Source organism: Mesotoga sp. H07.pep.5.3 (assembly GCF_002752615.1).
GTDB lineage: Bacteria > Thermotogota > Thermotogae > Petrotogales > Kosmotogaceae > Mesotoga > Mesotoga prima.
In genome coordinates this window covers 48433-62342 of record NZ_AYTV01000004.1, presented here as the reverse complement: position 1 = coordinate 62342, position 13910 = coordinate 48433, and the positions used below count along the sequence as shown (strand labels likewise).

17 protein-coding genes are annotated in these 13910 nt (G+C 43.1%); 14 read left to right on the top strand and 3 right to left on the bottom strand.

Annotation, left to right across the window (positions count from 1 at the left end; translation table 11 throughout):
- The first annotated feature begins 6 nt into the window (after positions 1–6).
- Genes pseC through V513_RS02450 form a run of 9 tightly spaced genes read left to right on the top strand, consistent with a single transcriptional unit; the run spans position 7 to position 7512 of the window.
- Positions 7–1143 carry a UDP-4-amino-4,6-dideoxy-N-acetyl-beta-L-altrosamine transaminase gene (gene pseC, locus V513_RS02490; RefSeq protein WP_099771561.1) on the top strand — a complete coding sequence of 379 codons (1137 nt, stop codon included), beginning with the start codon at positions 7–9 and terminating at the stop codon, positions 1141–1143.
- Position 1144: 1 nt separating this feature from the next.
- Positions 1145–2203 (top strand): pseudaminic acid synthase, encoded by a 1059-nt coding sequence (gene pseI / locus V513_RS02485; RefSeq protein WP_099771560.1) that lies wholly within the window; start codon positions 1145–1147, stop codon positions 2201–2203.
- Positions 2196–2903: a methionyl-tRNA formyltransferase gene (locus tag V513_RS02480; RefSeq protein WP_099771559.1), complete on the top strand. Its 708-nt coding sequence runs from the start codon at positions 2196–2198 to the stop codon at positions 2901–2903. The genes pseI and V513_RS02480 overlap by 8 nt, the downstream gene beginning before the upstream one ends.
- Positions 2900–3580: a PIG-L deacetylase family protein gene (locus V513_RS02475; RefSeq protein WP_099771558.1), complete on the top strand. Its 681-nt coding sequence runs from the start codon at positions 2900–2902 to the stop codon at positions 3578–3580. The genes V513_RS02480 and V513_RS02475 overlap by 4 nt, the downstream gene beginning before the upstream one ends.
- Positions 3573–4088: a GNAT family N-acetyltransferase gene (locus V513_RS02470; protein WP_180274808.1), complete on the top strand. Its 516-nt coding sequence runs from the start codon at positions 3573–3575 to the stop codon at positions 4086–4088. Before V513_RS02475 ends, V513_RS02470 begins: the two co-directional genes overlap by 8 nt.
- Positions 4085–5092, top strand: coding sequence for a PseG/SpsG family protein (locus V513_RS02465; protein ID WP_099771556.1), 1008 nt, complete (start codon positions 4085–4087; stop codon positions 5090–5092). Before V513_RS02470 ends, V513_RS02465 begins: the two co-directional genes overlap by 4 nt.
- Positions 5074–5985, top strand: coding sequence for an aldo/keto reductase (locus V513_RS02460; protein ID WP_099771555.1), 912 nt, complete (start codon positions 5074–5076; stop codon positions 5983–5985). Before V513_RS02465 ends, V513_RS02460 begins: the two co-directional genes overlap by 19 nt.
- A gap of 13 nt (positions 5986–5998) precedes the next feature.
- A complete protein-coding gene (locus V513_RS02455) occupies positions 5999–6790 on the top strand; it encodes an SDR family NAD(P)-dependent oxidoreductase (RefSeq protein ID WP_218962682.1) in 792 nt (263 codons plus the stop codon).
- Positions 6784–7512 carry a cytidylyltransferase domain-containing protein gene (locus V513_RS02450; protein ID WP_180274807.1) on the top strand — a complete coding sequence of 243 codons (729 nt, stop codon included), beginning with the start codon at positions 6784–6786 and terminating at the stop codon, positions 7510–7512. The genes V513_RS02455 and V513_RS02450 overlap by 7 nt, the downstream gene beginning before the upstream one ends.
- 354 nt (positions 7513–7866) lie before the next feature.
- On the opposite strand, the gene V513_RS02445 is transcribed toward V513_RS02450, so the two are convergent.
- Positions 7867–8109: a hypothetical protein gene (locus V513_RS02445; protein WP_099771553.1), complete on the bottom strand. Its 243-nt coding sequence runs from the start codon at positions 8107–8109 to the stop codon at positions 7867–7869.
- Between the two features lie 143 nt (positions 8110–8252).
- Here V513_RS02445 and V513_RS02440 point away from each other — a divergent pair, with 143 nt between their 5' ends.
- The gene (locus tag V513_RS02440) at positions 8253–8618 is read left to right on the top strand and encodes a four helix bundle protein (protein ID WP_099771552.1); all 366 of its coding nucleotides are present in this window, start codon (positions 8253–8255) and stop codon (positions 8616–8618) included.
- Positions 8619–8686: 68 nt separating this feature from the next.
- Here V513_RS02440 and V513_RS02435 read toward each other — a convergent pair whose 3' ends face one another.
- The gene (locus V513_RS02435; protein WP_099771551.1) at positions 8687–8896 is read right to left on the bottom strand and encodes a DUF2922 family protein; all 210 of its coding nucleotides are present in this window, start codon (positions 8894–8896) and stop codon (positions 8687–8689) included.
- A gap of 146 nt (positions 8897–9042) precedes the next feature.
- Positions 9043–9279 carry a DUF1659 domain-containing protein gene (locus V513_RS02430; RefSeq protein WP_099771550.1) on the bottom strand — a complete coding sequence of 79 codons (237 nt, stop codon included), beginning with the start codon at positions 9277–9279 and terminating at the stop codon, positions 9043–9045.
- Between the two features lie 834 nt (positions 9280–10113).
- On the opposite strand from V513_RS02430, the gene V513_RS02425 reads away from it, so the two are divergent.
- The 4 genes from V513_RS02425 to V513_RS02410 all read left to right on the top strand — a co-directional run bounded on the left by V513_RS02425 (position 10114) and on the right by V513_RS02410 (position 13734).
- Complete coding sequence (locus tag V513_RS02425) at positions 10114–10425, top strand: helix-turn-helix transcriptional regulator (RefSeq protein ID WP_099771549.1); 312 nt, start codon at positions 10114–10116, stop codon at positions 10423–10425.
- A 141-nt stretch (positions 10426–10566) separates the two neighbouring features.
- Positions 10567–12003 (top strand): PD-(D/E)XK nuclease family protein, encoded by a 1437-nt coding sequence (locus tag V513_RS02420; protein WP_099771548.1) that lies wholly within the window; start codon positions 10567–10569, stop codon positions 12001–12003.
- Positions 12004–12116: 113 nt separating this feature from the next.
- Positions 12117–13220 carry a hypothetical protein gene (locus V513_RS02415; protein ID WP_099771547.1) on the top strand — a complete coding sequence of 368 codons (1104 nt, stop codon included), beginning with the start codon at positions 12117–12119 and terminating at the stop codon, positions 13218–13220.
- On the top strand, positions 13198–13734 hold the full coding sequence (locus V513_RS02410) for a hypothetical protein (RefSeq protein WP_099771546.1): 537 nt from the start codon (positions 13198–13200) through the stop codon (positions 13732–13734). The genes V513_RS02415 and V513_RS02410 overlap by 23 nt, the downstream gene beginning before the upstream one ends.
- Positions 13735–13910 lie beyond the last annotated feature (176 nt).

Sequence of the window (13910 nt, the reverse complement as noted above, 5' to 3'; positions counted from 1 at the left end):
CGAATCGTGAACAATATCCCTTACGGCAGACAATGGATAGATGAAGAAGATATATCGGCCGTGGCAGAAGTACTTGGCAGTGATTGGCTGACTCAGGGACCAGACATCGAAGAATTCGAAAAAGCTATTGCGAATTATGTTGGTGCTAAGTATGTTGTTACGTTCAGTTCGGGAACTTCCGCACTACACGGCGCAATGTTTGCAGCCGGAATCGAACCTAGAGATGAGATAATTACCTCTCCAGTAACCTTCGTGGCTACTTCAAATTCTGCGATCTATTTGGGAGCCAGACCGAGATTTGTGGATATTGATCTGAATACTTACTGCATCGATACTTCAAGAATCGAGGAAGCGATTACTGAGAACACTAAAGTGATTGCCCCGGTCGATCTTGCCGGTTATCCGGTGGATATTGAAAGTGTTATGGAGATTGCTCGAAGGCATAACTTAGTCGTTGTTGAAGACTCGGCTCATGCTCTCGGAGCTAAAAGGAATGGCAAGATGGTTGGAACAGAAGCGGACATGTCTATGTTCAGCTTTCATCCAGTGAAGCATATCACTACTGGAGAGGGCGGAGCTATAACAACTGACAATGAGGAATACTACAAGAGAATGAAGATCTTTGTTACTCATGGAATAACGAAAGATCCAGCACTTCTTCAAAAAAATGATGGACCATGGTATTACGAAATGCAGGAACTTGGTTTCAACTATAGGCTCACGGATTTCCAGTGCGCTCTAGGACTTTCGCAGTTAAAGAAGATAGAGGGTTTCCTAGATAGAAGGAATGAAATAGCTTCTATGTATGACGAAGCGTTCACAGATATCGAAGGGCTTGTGATTCCTCCAAAACCAATCCTTCAAACCGCGCGGCACGCATATCATCTTTACCCGATTTTGCTGACCCAGATAGATCGAAAAGAAGCCTATATGAAACTGAGAGAAAGGGGAATATTTACTCAGGTACACTACATCCCCGTCCACTTGCAGCCGTACTACAGAGATAACTTTGGCTTCAAGAAAGGCGATTATCCAAATGCTGAGTATTACTATGAACATGAGCTTTCTATACCTATGTTTCCAAGAATGACTGACGAAGAAGTGAACTACGTAATAGAGTCCATAAAGAGTCTGGGAAAGTGAGGTGATCTTCGTGGAGTTCAAGATAGGGGATCGTTTCGTAGGGGACAATCATCCGCTTTTTATTGTGGCCGAGATGTCGTGCAACCATCTCCAAAAGTACGATTATGCAGTTAAGATCATAAAGAAAGCGAAAGATGCAGGCGCTGATGCTATTAAACTTCAGACATACACTCCAGACACTATGACGATAGATTGCAACAACAAATATTTCAGACTAGATGATACAATTTGGGAAGGAAAGAATCTGTATCAGCTGTACAAGGAAGCATACACTCCGTGGGAATGGCAGCCAAAACTCAAGAAAATAGCTGAAGAGGAAGGGCTAATCTTCTTCTCTACTCCATTTGACAGGACTTCAGTCGACTTCCTTGAAGAGCTTGATGTCCCTGTTCATAAGGTGGCTTCGTACGAGATAACGGATATCCCTCTCATAGACTATATTGCCTCGAAGAGAAAACCCATAATAGTTTCAATCGGAATGGCCACGCTAGCGGACATTGAGTTGGCCTTGTCAACAATAAGGAAGCACGAGAGCAATGATATTGCGATTTTGAAGTGCGTTAGTGCTTATCCAACTCCGATAGAAGAGACTAACTTGAAGACAATCGAAAACATTAGAGAGACTTTTGATGTCGTCCCTGGCTTATCCGATCACACAAGTACGATCACAACCGCCGTTCTTTCAGTTGCGCTTGGAGCAAAGATTATCGAAAAACACCTAACTCTTGATAGAAATCTGGGCGGACCAGATGCACCATTTTCTCTCGAGCCAGATGAATTCAAAGCAATGGTGAGTGCTGTTAGAGAAGCCGAAAAGGCAATAGGGAAAACGACATATGAACTAAGCAAGAAACAGCAGAGAAGTCGTCTTATGGCAAGATCGCTCTTCGTAGTGAAAGACATGAAAAAGGGAGACATATTCACAGAAGAAAATGTGAAATCCATAAGACCTGGATATGGCTTGCATCCCAAATACCTGCCTCAAATAACAGGAAAACGGGCTTCTATAGATCTTCAAGTGGGAACACCTCTTAACTGGGAGATGATAGGGCGTGAGTGAATCGAGGAACATAATTGTTGCAACAGTTAAACCATGGAATATAGAGAACGCCCAGTTATTAAAGAAGAAGTACTGTGGAAAATTCAACATACATATAATAACCACAAAAGACGAATTCAAACCACAGGTTTTTGCTGAGTACGAGCCTTTATTTACTTTTTTCCCTCACTGGTCTTGGAAAATTCCTAGAGAAATCTATGAAGAATACGAATGTGTTGTGTTTCACTCTACAGATTTACCTTTTGGAAGAGGTGGAAGCCCAATTCAAAATCTGATTTCCCGAGGCATTTTTGAGACAAAGATATCTGCTTTGAAAGTCGTAGAAGAGATCGACGCTGGCCCAGTATATCTCAAAGAGCCGGTATCACTTTACGGAAGTACTGCTGAGGAGATATTCATTAGAATCTCTAATACGATTTTCAGGAGAATGATTCCGAGGATCATTGAAGAAACTACCGTTCTTGAAAAACAATCTGGACCTGCGACGTTTTTTAGGCGCTTGAAGCCTGCTGATAGCTTAATTGATGAAAGTCTTAGCCTTGAGCAGATATTTCACAAAATCCGAATGCTTGACGCTAAAGGTTATCCAAAAGCTTTTATCGAGCTTGATAACGTTATTCTAGAATTTAGTAGGGCTGCGTTTTATAGTGATGGTGTTCGTGCTGATGTATTGATCACTAAAAAGGAAAGAAAAACATGAAGAAAAGGATTTTGATAGTCGCTGCCCATCCTGATGATGAAATTCTGGGATGTGGAGCTACTGTGGCTGCACTAGTTAAGAACCGCGTAGTTGCAAGAAGTGTTATTCTGGGTCAAGGGATGATTTCTAGAGGAGTCGACTCTTCTGTCTTGAAGTCATTAAGAAACGATGCGATTAGTGCTAATGAATTCTTGGGAATTGATCATGTGCACTTCTACGATTTTCCGGATAATTCCATGGACACCGTTCCGCTATTAAAAATTATAAAAACAGTAGAGGCAGAGATCTCAGATTTTTCTCCAAACATTATATTTACTCATTTTGGAGATGATTTAAACATTGATCATAGAATAACATTCCAGGCTGTTATGACTGCTTGTCGTCCCCAGCCAGGTTTTGAAAATCCAGATATATATAGTTTTTTCGTTCCATCATCTACCGACTGGATTGATGGGTATGTTTTGAGGCCCTTTGTCCCTAATGTGTTTGTTGATGTCCAAGGAACAATCGATATGAAGGCTGATGCTCTCTCAAAGTATCATTCGGAGATGAAGACTAGTCCACATTCAAGATCTTTAGAATCTGTTAGAGTCTTTTCTAGATACTGGGGTATGAGAGTTGGAAAGGAATATGTTGAACCTTTCATGTTAGTGAGGAAGGTGGTTGGTCTTGATTAAGGGTGAAGGAATTCTCTTGCGTCCAATAAGTGAAGATGATACAGAGTTTATTTTATCGATCAGAAACAATCTGGATACTGCAGATCAGTTTTTTTCTGATCCCCCAATCTATGATTTTCTTCATAGAAGATGGCTAAATGAGATGGAAAAAAATGCCATTGATCTGATAATTGAGACCAACCAAAGGGTTGGAAGAATTTATCTTACAAATATTGACTATCGCAATTCTAAAGCAGAGTTTGGCATTGTTCTGCATACTGAATTCACAGGCAAAGGTATTGCATTTTCATCGAGCAAATTACTTCTAGATTATTGTTTCAGTAATTTACCTATTCGAAAAATTTATCTGCATGTATTTTCGGATAACAACAAAGCAATCTCCTTGTATAAAAAACTAGGGTTTCTTGTCGAGGGTGTTTTTAGAGATGAGATTTTTAAGAAAGGGGCTTTCAAAGATGTAGTTAGAATGAGTGTTTTTAAAGAACATTGGATAAACAGGGAAACATGAAAATTGCTTTTTCAACTAACGCTGGAAAAGGCATCGGGTTCGGTCACCTATTCAGATGTCTCTCTCTTGCAGAAGCGCTAGAATCGTACGGTATTGACAGTGTCTTTCTTGCGAATGCAGAAGCTGAAAATAAGATCTCCGAATATGGATTTGCTTTTATGTGCTCAGAAAGCTTCAACTACAAAGATATAGAGAGAATAAGAACTATTGATCCCGACGTTGTGGTTGTTGATTCGTATCTTGCTGATTCAAGTTATATTGAAGGATTGGCAAAAGAGCATTTTCTCGTTCAGTTTGATGACAACAACGACATTTATGGGGAGATTTCCGCAGATATTCTCATCAACGGCAATATTCATGCCAGAGATTTGAACTATCTTTCCAAGAAGGAAAGGACAAGATTCTTGCTAGGCCCGGAATATCTTGTGATGAAAAGTGAGTACTGGAATCCTGAAAGCTCCGATGAGATCGAGAAGAGTCTACTTATAACCACTGGTGGAGCGGATTTCTTCGATCTGATTCCAAAATTCCTGGAGGCCTTAGAGAAATTGCCTCTGAAAAAGAGAGTTATAGTAGGCCCTGGTTTTTCGGAAATCCAGATCCGGAAATTGGAGATTTTATCTGCAAAAATTGCAGACTGCGAACTAATATATACACCTTCTAGCTTGAAGGACTACATTGCTCACTCCTCGATTGTTCTTTCTGCCTCCGGATCGACCATTTATGAGATACTTACAATGAAGCGTTTGCCCGTAATCTTTACTATCGCAGATAACCAGAGAATGATATCCAAAAAGCTTGAGGGCTTTGGCATAACGAATCTTGGATGGCATGAGAATATTGATTTTGAAATGCTTCCTGAAGTAATCCAACGGGAAACAGATATCAAAGAAGCGAAAAAGAAGGACCTAGCGGAGCACTTCTCAAAATTTGATGGAAAAGGTGCACTGAGAACTGCTAAAGTGATAGTTGATGAGGTGACGAAATGGAAATCTCAAGAATAACCTTGGGAACTGCACAATTAGGTTTGAATTACGGAATTGCTAATGATAAGGGGAAGCCAAGTAAGACACAAGCACTGAAGATCTTGTCAAAAGCTTTTGACTTAGGCATAAATTCTTTCGATACAGCGTATGCGTATGGAGACAGTGAAGAACTCATAGGTGAATTCATAAAAAGTAAGAAGCTATACCAAAATGCTTTTATTACAAGCAAGCTCCCATCTATCTCGAAACAAGACATCATTGATGAACAAGTATCAGAGTTTGTCATTAGCAGGGCGGAAGAATCCTCAAGAAGGTTGGGGATTCCAATTGCAAATTATCTTGTCCACGATTTTAGTGACTACAGAAAATACAAAAAACAAATTCAAAGAGCTTCGATCGTGTTAAAAGAAAGAAGAATAATCGAGATGTTTGGAGTTTCTCTTTACGAGCCTGAAGAAGCTGAAGAGATAATGAAAGATAAACAGATAGACGCTGTTCAGATACCTCTGGGAATCTTTAACCAGTCCTTTCTCAAAAATGGATTGCTAGAAAGATTAAAGAGAAGAGATGTTAAAATATTTGCCAGAAGTATTTTTAATCAAGGACTGATATTCTTGAATCGGAAGCAGATTTTAGAGAAGATACCCGCAGCTTTGGAGTGGGTAGAAAAATTGAATAACATATCTCGTGAGACAGAGATTTCTGTTGTTAGACTGGCTACAGGATTTGTTGCTTCTATAGACGAAATTGATAGTCTTGTTCTTGGAGTAGAATCTGAGGAGCAACTCATAGACAGCAAAGAATGTGTTGAATACAGGCTGGAAAAGACAATTGTTGAGATAATTTCTGAGAAATTTGTTGGAATTCCCCAGAGAGTATTCGATCCAAGATTTTGGTCTGCGAATAAATAAGAGGGTGAGCAGTTTGACACTACAGAAGATGTTGGATTTGAAAGGAAAAACAGCAATCGTGACGGGTGGTGCTGGTCATTTGGGTAAGTCGATGGCAGAAGTATTGGCTGAATTAGGAGCAAACGTGATAGTCTGTGGGAGAAGCAAAAAAAAATGTGAAAAGCTTGTAGATAGGCTAAATGAGGAGTTCAAAGGAAAGTCTTTCGCCTTAGAACTCGATATAGGAAATACAGAGTCCGTTAACCAATTTAGGACCGAAGTAATTAAGCTTTTCGGATCAATTGATATTCTTGTAAATAATGCCTATTTCGGCGCAGGAAGAGATGTTCTCTCTATGACCCAAGACGAATGGCAAATAGGAATTGAAGGAAGTGTAAGTAGTGTCTTTAGAATGATAAAGGCATTTCTTCGGGTAATGATTGAAAAAAATAAAGGTTCAATAATTAATATTGCATCGATGTACGGCGTTGTATCTCCCGACGTTTCAATCTATGAAGATAATTCTTTCTACAATCCACCAAATTACGGTGCAGGGAAAGCAGCAATAATTCAGCTTACAAAATATGTAGCCTGTGTTTATGGAAAATATGGTGTTAGATGTAACTCAGTAAGTCCCGGTCCATTTCCTTCAGAATCAGTCCAGGAAGATAAGGAATTCATCAACCGCTTAAAACTAAAAACACCGTTGGGCAGAATAGGAGTTCCTTATGAATTGAAAGGCGTTATAGCTCTTCTTGCTTCTGATGCTTCATCATTCATTAATGGAGCAAATATTGTGGTAGATGGGGGATGGACTGCATGGTAAACAAAGTGGCAACTATAATTCAGGCAAGAATGGGATCAAGTAGACTACCAGGCAAGATTATGAAAAGAATAGGCAAAAAAGAGCTATTATGGTATTCGGCTAATCGAGCTTCTAAAGCAAAGTTGGTGAATGATACTATTATTGCTACCACTGTTGACAGTCGGGATAATACTGTTTTCGATTGGTGCAAAACTAATGGATTTCCCGTTTTTCGAGGTAGCGAGAAAGATGTGCTTGACAGATACTACAACTGTGCAAAAGAGTTTGGTGCAAATATTATTGTAAGGCTAACTTCCGATAATCCTTTTTGTGATCCTGAAATAGTAGACCAACTTGTCTTGGAATTGAAAAAATCCAAATCTGATTATGTTTCTAATAGAGTCACTAAGAGAACCTGGCCATATGGCTTGGATGCGGAAGTTTTCACGTTTAAAGCCTTAAAGCATGCTTGGGAGCAAGCAAATAAAGAACATCAACGAGAACACGTGACTCCGTATATATTGGAACATTCAGAATATTTCAGACTACTTGAGGTTCCTTTAGACGAAAATTTGTCAAATTTCAGGCTGAGTATTGACTACCCTGAAGATTTCGAAATGTGTAAAGTACTAATTGAGGGCTATAATGCTCATGAAATGAACTGGCGTGAAATCATTGATCTACTAAAAAAGCATCCAGAGCTAGTAGAAATTAATGCATCGAGGATAGATTCCAAGCTATAAACTGTTTCGGGGAGTTAGTAATTAGTTTAGTTGGGCGAATCTTACCTTTCGGAACTCCATTGTTCACGTTCCAGTAACGTAGTTTTTCGTTCAATTAGAACAAGTCTGCCATGAGCTGTTTCTGGCAGAAATACATAGAATGGACAAATAAAAATACATAAGAGTCATTGCCAGCGATCCGGGGAAAGAATACCCTTTAGTTGTGACCAAACAATTAGAGGGAGATAAGGAGTGGATGCTAACAATGACTCAAGCAGATCATATCAAATATCTGTTCGAAGTGAAGAGCAGATCCGTGAATTTAATCTCAAAAACGACTCTTCAGTTGTCAACCTTTTCTCGTAATGTAACTTCTCACTTCACCAACACCTTCACCGCTGTCTTCCACAGTCCCCTGTTCAGGAACATGACGACGAGGTCTATCAGGACATCCAGGATGAAGTCGAAGAATTCGGGATCGATCTTCCATTGTTCATCTGGAAGTGCATCCTTTATCATCTGCTTCACTTTCTCTTTCTTCTCCGGTCCATTGCCGGGGCTCTCTACGTAACTTGCGAATACTGTGATTAGGGATAGTAACTCTTTTATCCACGACATATTATCACTCCTTTGTACGATCGTGGTAGGGGGTAAGGGGTTGCGGGTTGGTCAGATCTCATTTTGATTAGAAGATCCTGGTTGGCTAAACACAGGAAATCTGATACAATGTTTTCTGATCTTTTATTCAAGGAGGTATGAACTTGTTCGGCAGATTCAGAGAACTCGATTTGTGGAAGTGTTCTATGGAACTTGTGGTTGAAGTCTATACGTTGACTAGAAAGCTCCCAGAACACGAGAGATTCGGTCTTGTTTCACAGATGCAGAGGGCTGCTGTTTCAGTACCATCAAACATTGCAGAGGGATATGGCAGAGAACACACTAAAGAGTTGATCAAGTTTCTTTACGTTTCCCGCGGTTCCCTCATGGAACTTTCCACTCAGATGGAGATAAGCGTGAAACTTGGTTACCTGTCTGAAGGTGATCTCAAACATTTCGAATCCCTGTCGAACAGAGTCCACAAGCTCTTGAATGGACTTATCTTCTCTTTGAAGAAGACCGTTAAGTAAACAGGACGGGGATTTCTCCCCGATCCTGTTCTTTCCAACCTGCTACCTGCCATCCGCTACCACGTGGCTCAGATCAGATTAAACAACTCATTCTTCTGAGTGTCGATTACCGCTGCGTAGTCTACCGCATAGCTTGAAGGGATTACCTTCAGAGTTATGAGGTTTCCCATGACAGCCTCGACCTCAGCCTGAGTCAGAGTCTCCTTGGGCTCCTTTATGTAGAAACCCTTGGACTTCTTCGCGGTTGAATCGTACCATCTAACGCTCAGGTTTCTCATTTGAGTTCCTCCTTTCAAATTGTGCGGGGCGGCGGGTCGGGGGTTGCGGGCAGGTAAACCATTTCAACCCGAACCTCACTCTTTAACCGCTACCCCGGACTATCTGCTCTTACGGACCTGCTACCTGCCATCCGCTACCACGGTTGTCAGTCAATCGGTCCGAGGGTCTGGGTTTCGATCAGTCTAATGTCGGCGATGATGTAATTGGTGAGGCTTGCGATGTTATAGGCTGCATCGTATGCCTCCTGTGCAGTCATTGCCGAATCGACGCTGAGAGTCTGTCTGGAGAGGACTGGTTTGTCGTCCTCAATGACACCGGTATCCCAGGTGATCGAGAGTGACTTCTCGGTACCAACTACCATCACAGTTGATCCTAATCCCATGAAAATTCCTCCTTTTCTTGTGAACGTCCCCCGATGGCCGTCCTCCGTCCTCCGAAAGAGCTAAAAAGTGCAGTGGCATTGCATTCTTGATCTTAATCGGTGAACGGATGACCTTTGTCGGCGAACGCTCCGTTTTTCTTCGTGGCCACGTGAAATGAATATATACCACCGGATCAAAAAACACCAAGCTCAGGTGAAAAACACCTGAGTTTGGCTCTGGAATACCGGGTATGTATAATCAAAATAAAGAAGCAACGGCTCTTTTATTCCGATTGAAAGCTATCGCATTAATGTGTGAGCATTATGAAAAAACGAAAGAAAAAAGGCGATTTGAAAAGATAGAAATTCAAACACATCGAATGAATGAAATAATTGGCTTTTGTCGGCAATAATCGCGAATAAATGACAGCATTTGAAAATATCGCTCCGGGTCTCTCAATGCCGAATAGCTCACGAACAGTTCTTGACAGCGTTTATGGGAATGATATAGAATATATACACCCTGTTTTGATTGACTAACGGAGCCGATGGAGGTTTTTCAAAATATGGAAGTTTTCGGAAAAACTGCTTATATCTTTTGTTCTCTTTGTTTAAGGGTTTCTTTCTTCAAGAACTCATCTTCAGGTCTGTCGCCTTAATAAAGGCATGATAATTCTCGATTGAACGGGAAGCAATCTGCGCAAGTTTAGTTAAAGCTACACAGCGTTCAAACAGCCCGGTTTTGTTCACAAGAATATGATGTGATGATTTGGAGTATGTCCAGGGCTTCAAAGCCGCTGCATTCAGAAAACTCGGTTCTGGATGAACTCAGACCATGGAGAGAGGAGGTGATTTATGGGCAACCTGCGCGATGAGAGAATCATGAGAGAACTTAGCCAGAGGGAGCTTGGAGAGGTGATAGGCAAGGACCAGAAGTATATCTCCGAGGTCGAGCTAGGAAGGATTATTCCAGGTTTCAGAAACGCCGATACTCTGGCCCGTTTTCTGGGCGTTCCGGTGGAGAGGATCTTTCCCTGCTTCACAAGGACTTCCAGATTTCCCGGCTACAAGGATCTCATGTATCTCTACAGTCTCGGATATGACATAGGCGTATATGAGGGAGCTATAAGAGAACTAACAACAAAGGAGGCGCAAAATGACGGATGAAAAAGGTCATCGGTCAACGGTCCACCGTTCTCCGAGAAGACCGGTTGCAAGTTGAAAGATCCAAGCTGCAAGCGACTGGTTTCCCTTGCACCTAACAACTTGGAGCTTGGAACTGAATTCAAGAAAGGAAGGTGATTCGCCATGAATCCGGCAGTAAAAAACGAGAACGGATCTCCTGCCAGAGATCCGCTCTCAACACAAAAAGCAAACGTGGAACATCTAAATATTATCACTTCCAGAAAGTTGGTTGGTAATCCCGCTTACTCTTTCTGTAAAAGTGATATTACTTTGGAAGGGAAAGCAGTTTCAAAAGAGTGCAGGCCCGGAACAACCGGCTCTGCATTCTCGGAGAAACTAGCTCTTGAGAAATCACAAAGCGGAGAACGGCTTACCGAGAACCGTCACCCGTTCCCACTATCGTATTCAAGACTCAAGTCCTTCATCGAATGTCCTCACAGGTTCTATCTACGTTATTTCGAGGGACTGCCCGAAGCGCAGGGAGAGGGAAGAAAACACAACGGCCTTATCTTGAGGGCCTTGTTCAATTCCTATCTAGGTAATTCTCCTACTCCACTTCTCTTTGGAGAGAACCTGAAGAGGGATCTCGACCAGATAGAGTTCGGAGTTCAATTCCTCAAGAGCAAAGATGTCGTAGCTCTAAATATTCCCTTCGCTCTTGACAGGTTCTCGAACCCAATTCCCTTCGACGAACCGGAAGTGGTGTTTAGGGGAAGAGCGCAGTGTCTTTACACTGCGCCGGGGTCGGGGGCAGGTGGTAGCGGATTCGTAAGATCAAAATCCAATTCAAATGGAGAATGTGATGATAAGGCAGCGTCTTCCGATGTTCGTTCACCGTTCGCCGAAAAAGCCGTAAAAAGCTTTGAATCGGCTTTTCGTGGTCTTTCGGAGGACGGAGGACCGGGGACGGTCAACCCGTCTCTCGTTCTCTGCCACTTCAAGGCAGGATTCGGTGATCCCGACTGGGAGAGGCTGTTTCTTTACGCCTGGGCTCTCTCGAGACAGGGTTATGAGATAGGAAGGATAGAATGGGTATCTCTCTCTGCGGGAGCCTCGATTTCTAAAGAGGTGACAAAGGAAAACCTAGAAGAGGCAGGGATCAATCTATACGCCTGGATAAGCCAGATCCTTCAGAGCGACTTCAAACCGGAAGCTGGAGATCACTGCTCTTACTGCCTTTATCATTCCTTGTGTCCCTTAATGGAGAAGCTAGGAGAGGATCTCACGATAACCGACAGTGATTCATTGAAGAACACCCTTCAGAAGACAGTCGCCTTTCAGGAAGGGGCGAAGAAGATGAAAAAGCTCGCAGATGAATTCATAGACAGAGAAGGGATAGGAAAGGTAGAGCTCCAGGGCTACGAATACGCCAGTGATGAGGCTCCGACTCAGATAAGGCTTCTGGATAGAGAGGCGGCTCTGGATACCATCGTAGGTCTCCCAGACCCATTCAAATTCATCACATTCAGAAACCTCTCCGAACTGGTCGATTATCTTCCCGAAGATGCATATGAGAAGAAAGAAAAGCTGAAGCCGGTGAGAAGGTTTAGAAAGGCCTAAAAAAGATGTAAGAGGCCAGAGGGAAGAGGTAAGAAGAGCAATTAGATCCTGCCTTTCAAACCTCTAGCCTCATACCTCTCACATCTGTCCGATCTTTGACTGGAGGTTTTACCGTGAATTACATAGAACTAATAAATAACTTCTGGATAGCAAATAAGATACACAAGTTCAACTCTCTCGAGACGTCTCTGTACTTCTTTATTCTCGACTACGCGAACAACGCGAGATGGCCCGAGAGCTTTGTCCTTCCGAACGGGATAGTTCAGAGCGTATATGGATGCACAAAGGGTCAGCTCGCAAGAGCGAGAAGAAGACTGTGCAAGGCAGGACTCATATCCTATGAATCGGGCGACAGATTCAACCCAGGAAAATACAGGATTTTCGCGTTCCCGATGGATACCCGACACGTACCGGATGCGTCCCCGACGGAAACCCCGACGCGTGCCGAGGATCATATTCCTAAAGCCTCAGATGAAGAGGAAATGAATACTGTCGACGTAAGCACGGATGATCTCGGTGAGAGCCCCACGCGTCCCCGATGCGTTCCCGATACGTTCTCGACTGATCCCAATAATATAAACAAAACAAAACCAAAGAAAACAAAAGAAAAAAGTACACAATTACCTAACGGTAATTCGTCAGTGAGACTGACGGGAGAGAGTCCAGTTTCCGGTGAATTGTCGACTTTTTCTGGTGTTGAAGAGGAATCAGAAGAAGAAATGGGTCGAGAAGAACAGACGACATTTTATGCGAAAGATGAGTCGGGTGATGAAAGCAGAGTTTTCTCTTCTCTCGAAGTCCAAATTGAAGTCGATTCTCCATCTTCCACTTCGGATGAATCTCCGCCGGAGAGGAGATCGGCCGACTTCTGCGTACCTTACGAGAAGATCCGCCAGGCTTTCATCGATCTCTGTCCCTCCCTTCCTGCTCCGAAGGAATCGGCAAAATGGTCGGGTTCGAGAAAGAGAAACGTCCGCGCTCGCTGGAAGGAGTATCCCTCTATAGAGTTCTGGGAAGACTACTTCAACAGTGTGGAGGAGTCTGAGTTCCTCTCGGGCAGAGTCACGAGATGGAGGGCAGACTTCGACTGGCTCATGAAGCCCTCTAATTTCGAGAAGGTCCTCGAGGGGAAGTACTCCAACAGGGGCGACAGGATGGCCGATGTCCTGAGGGACTTCGTGGGAGTTGGATTAGATGGACAGAAACACATTCGCTGAGGGACTGGCAGTGCTGATGATGGCCTTCCCCGGATTCACTCTCGACAGACCGGCGGCAGAGCTCTGGTACAAGATGCTCTCCGACATCTCCGATACGGCCTTCTCGGCAGCTGTACACAGATTGGTAATGACGACCCATAGAGCCCCGACGATTGCCGCGATAAGAAAGGCCGCTCTCGATGAGACAAAGAATTCGTTGACCGCTGAAGACGCCTGGCAGATAGTCATTGAGGACGTGCACAAATACGGAATTTACAAAGAGCAATTCTACGACGATCCAAGGCTCGAAAACGCAAAAAGGACAATAGGATGGCAGGAGTTATGCGACATGACGGGGGAATCAAGAAGGGTAGTGAGGGCTCAGTTCATAAGGGCATATGAATCATACGATTTCAAGGAGGATGACAAAGCACTCAACGGAAAGAAAGAGGAAGTGAACAAGGAGCTTCTCTCGAAACTCTTCGGTGGTGTCTTGCCTGGCGAAAGAGCTGCCGAAGGAGCTGTTGAGCGCTGATCAAAACCACAATGTCCGTCAACGGTCCTCCGTACCCTGCCGAGAAGATCAAGACCAGATCCCGAAACAAGTTCGGGATGACAGCCTCAATAGCGCTGGGGTCGTGATGGTTCAACCCCTTGTATTTGCGAAACCCCAGCCCGAGACCCGTCTTGTTGGGCTTTTCTACTTGCAAC

Excerpts from the sequence above, each read along its gene's own strand:
- V513_RS02430 (WP_099771550.1), bottom strand. The coding sequence starts at position 9,279 with ATGGGATTAGGATCAACTGTGATGGTAGTTGGTACCGAGAAGTCACTC.
- V513_RS02475 (WP_099771558.1), top strand. The coding sequence starts at position 2,900 with ATGAAGAAAAGGATTTTGATAGTCGCTGCCCATCCTGATGATGAAATT.
- V513_RS02435 (WP_099771551.1), bottom strand. The coding sequence starts at position 8,896 with ATGAGAAACCTGAGCGTTAGATGGTACGATTCAACCGCGAAGAAGTCC.
- V513_RS02420 (WP_099771548.1), top strand. The coding sequence starts at position 10,567 with ATGAATCCGGCAGTAAAAAACGAGAACGGATCTCCTGCCAGAGATCCG.
- V513_RS02465 (WP_099771556.1), top strand. The coding sequence starts at position 4,085 with ATGAAAATTGCTTTTTCAACTAACGCTGGAAAAGGCATCGGGTTCGGT.
- V513_RS02445 (WP_099771553.1), bottom strand. The coding sequence starts at position 8,109 with ATGTCGTGGATAAAAGAGTTACTATCCCTAATCACAGTATTCGCAAGT.
- V513_RS02425 (WP_099771549.1), top strand. The coding sequence starts at position 10,114 with ATGGGCAACCTGCGCGATGAGAGAATCATGAGAGAACTTAGCCAGAGG.
- V513_RS02450 (WP_180274807.1), top strand. The coding sequence starts at position 6,784 with ATGGTAAACAAAGTGGCAACTATAATTCAGGCAAGAATGGGATCAAGT.
- V513_RS02410 (WP_099771546.1), top strand. The coding sequence starts at position 13,198 with ATGGACAGAAACACATTCGCTGAGGGACTGGCAGTGCTGATGATGGCC.
- V513_RS02460 (WP_099771555.1), top strand. The coding sequence starts at position 5,074 with ATGGAAATCTCAAGAATAACCTTGGGAACTGCACAATTAGGTTTGAAT.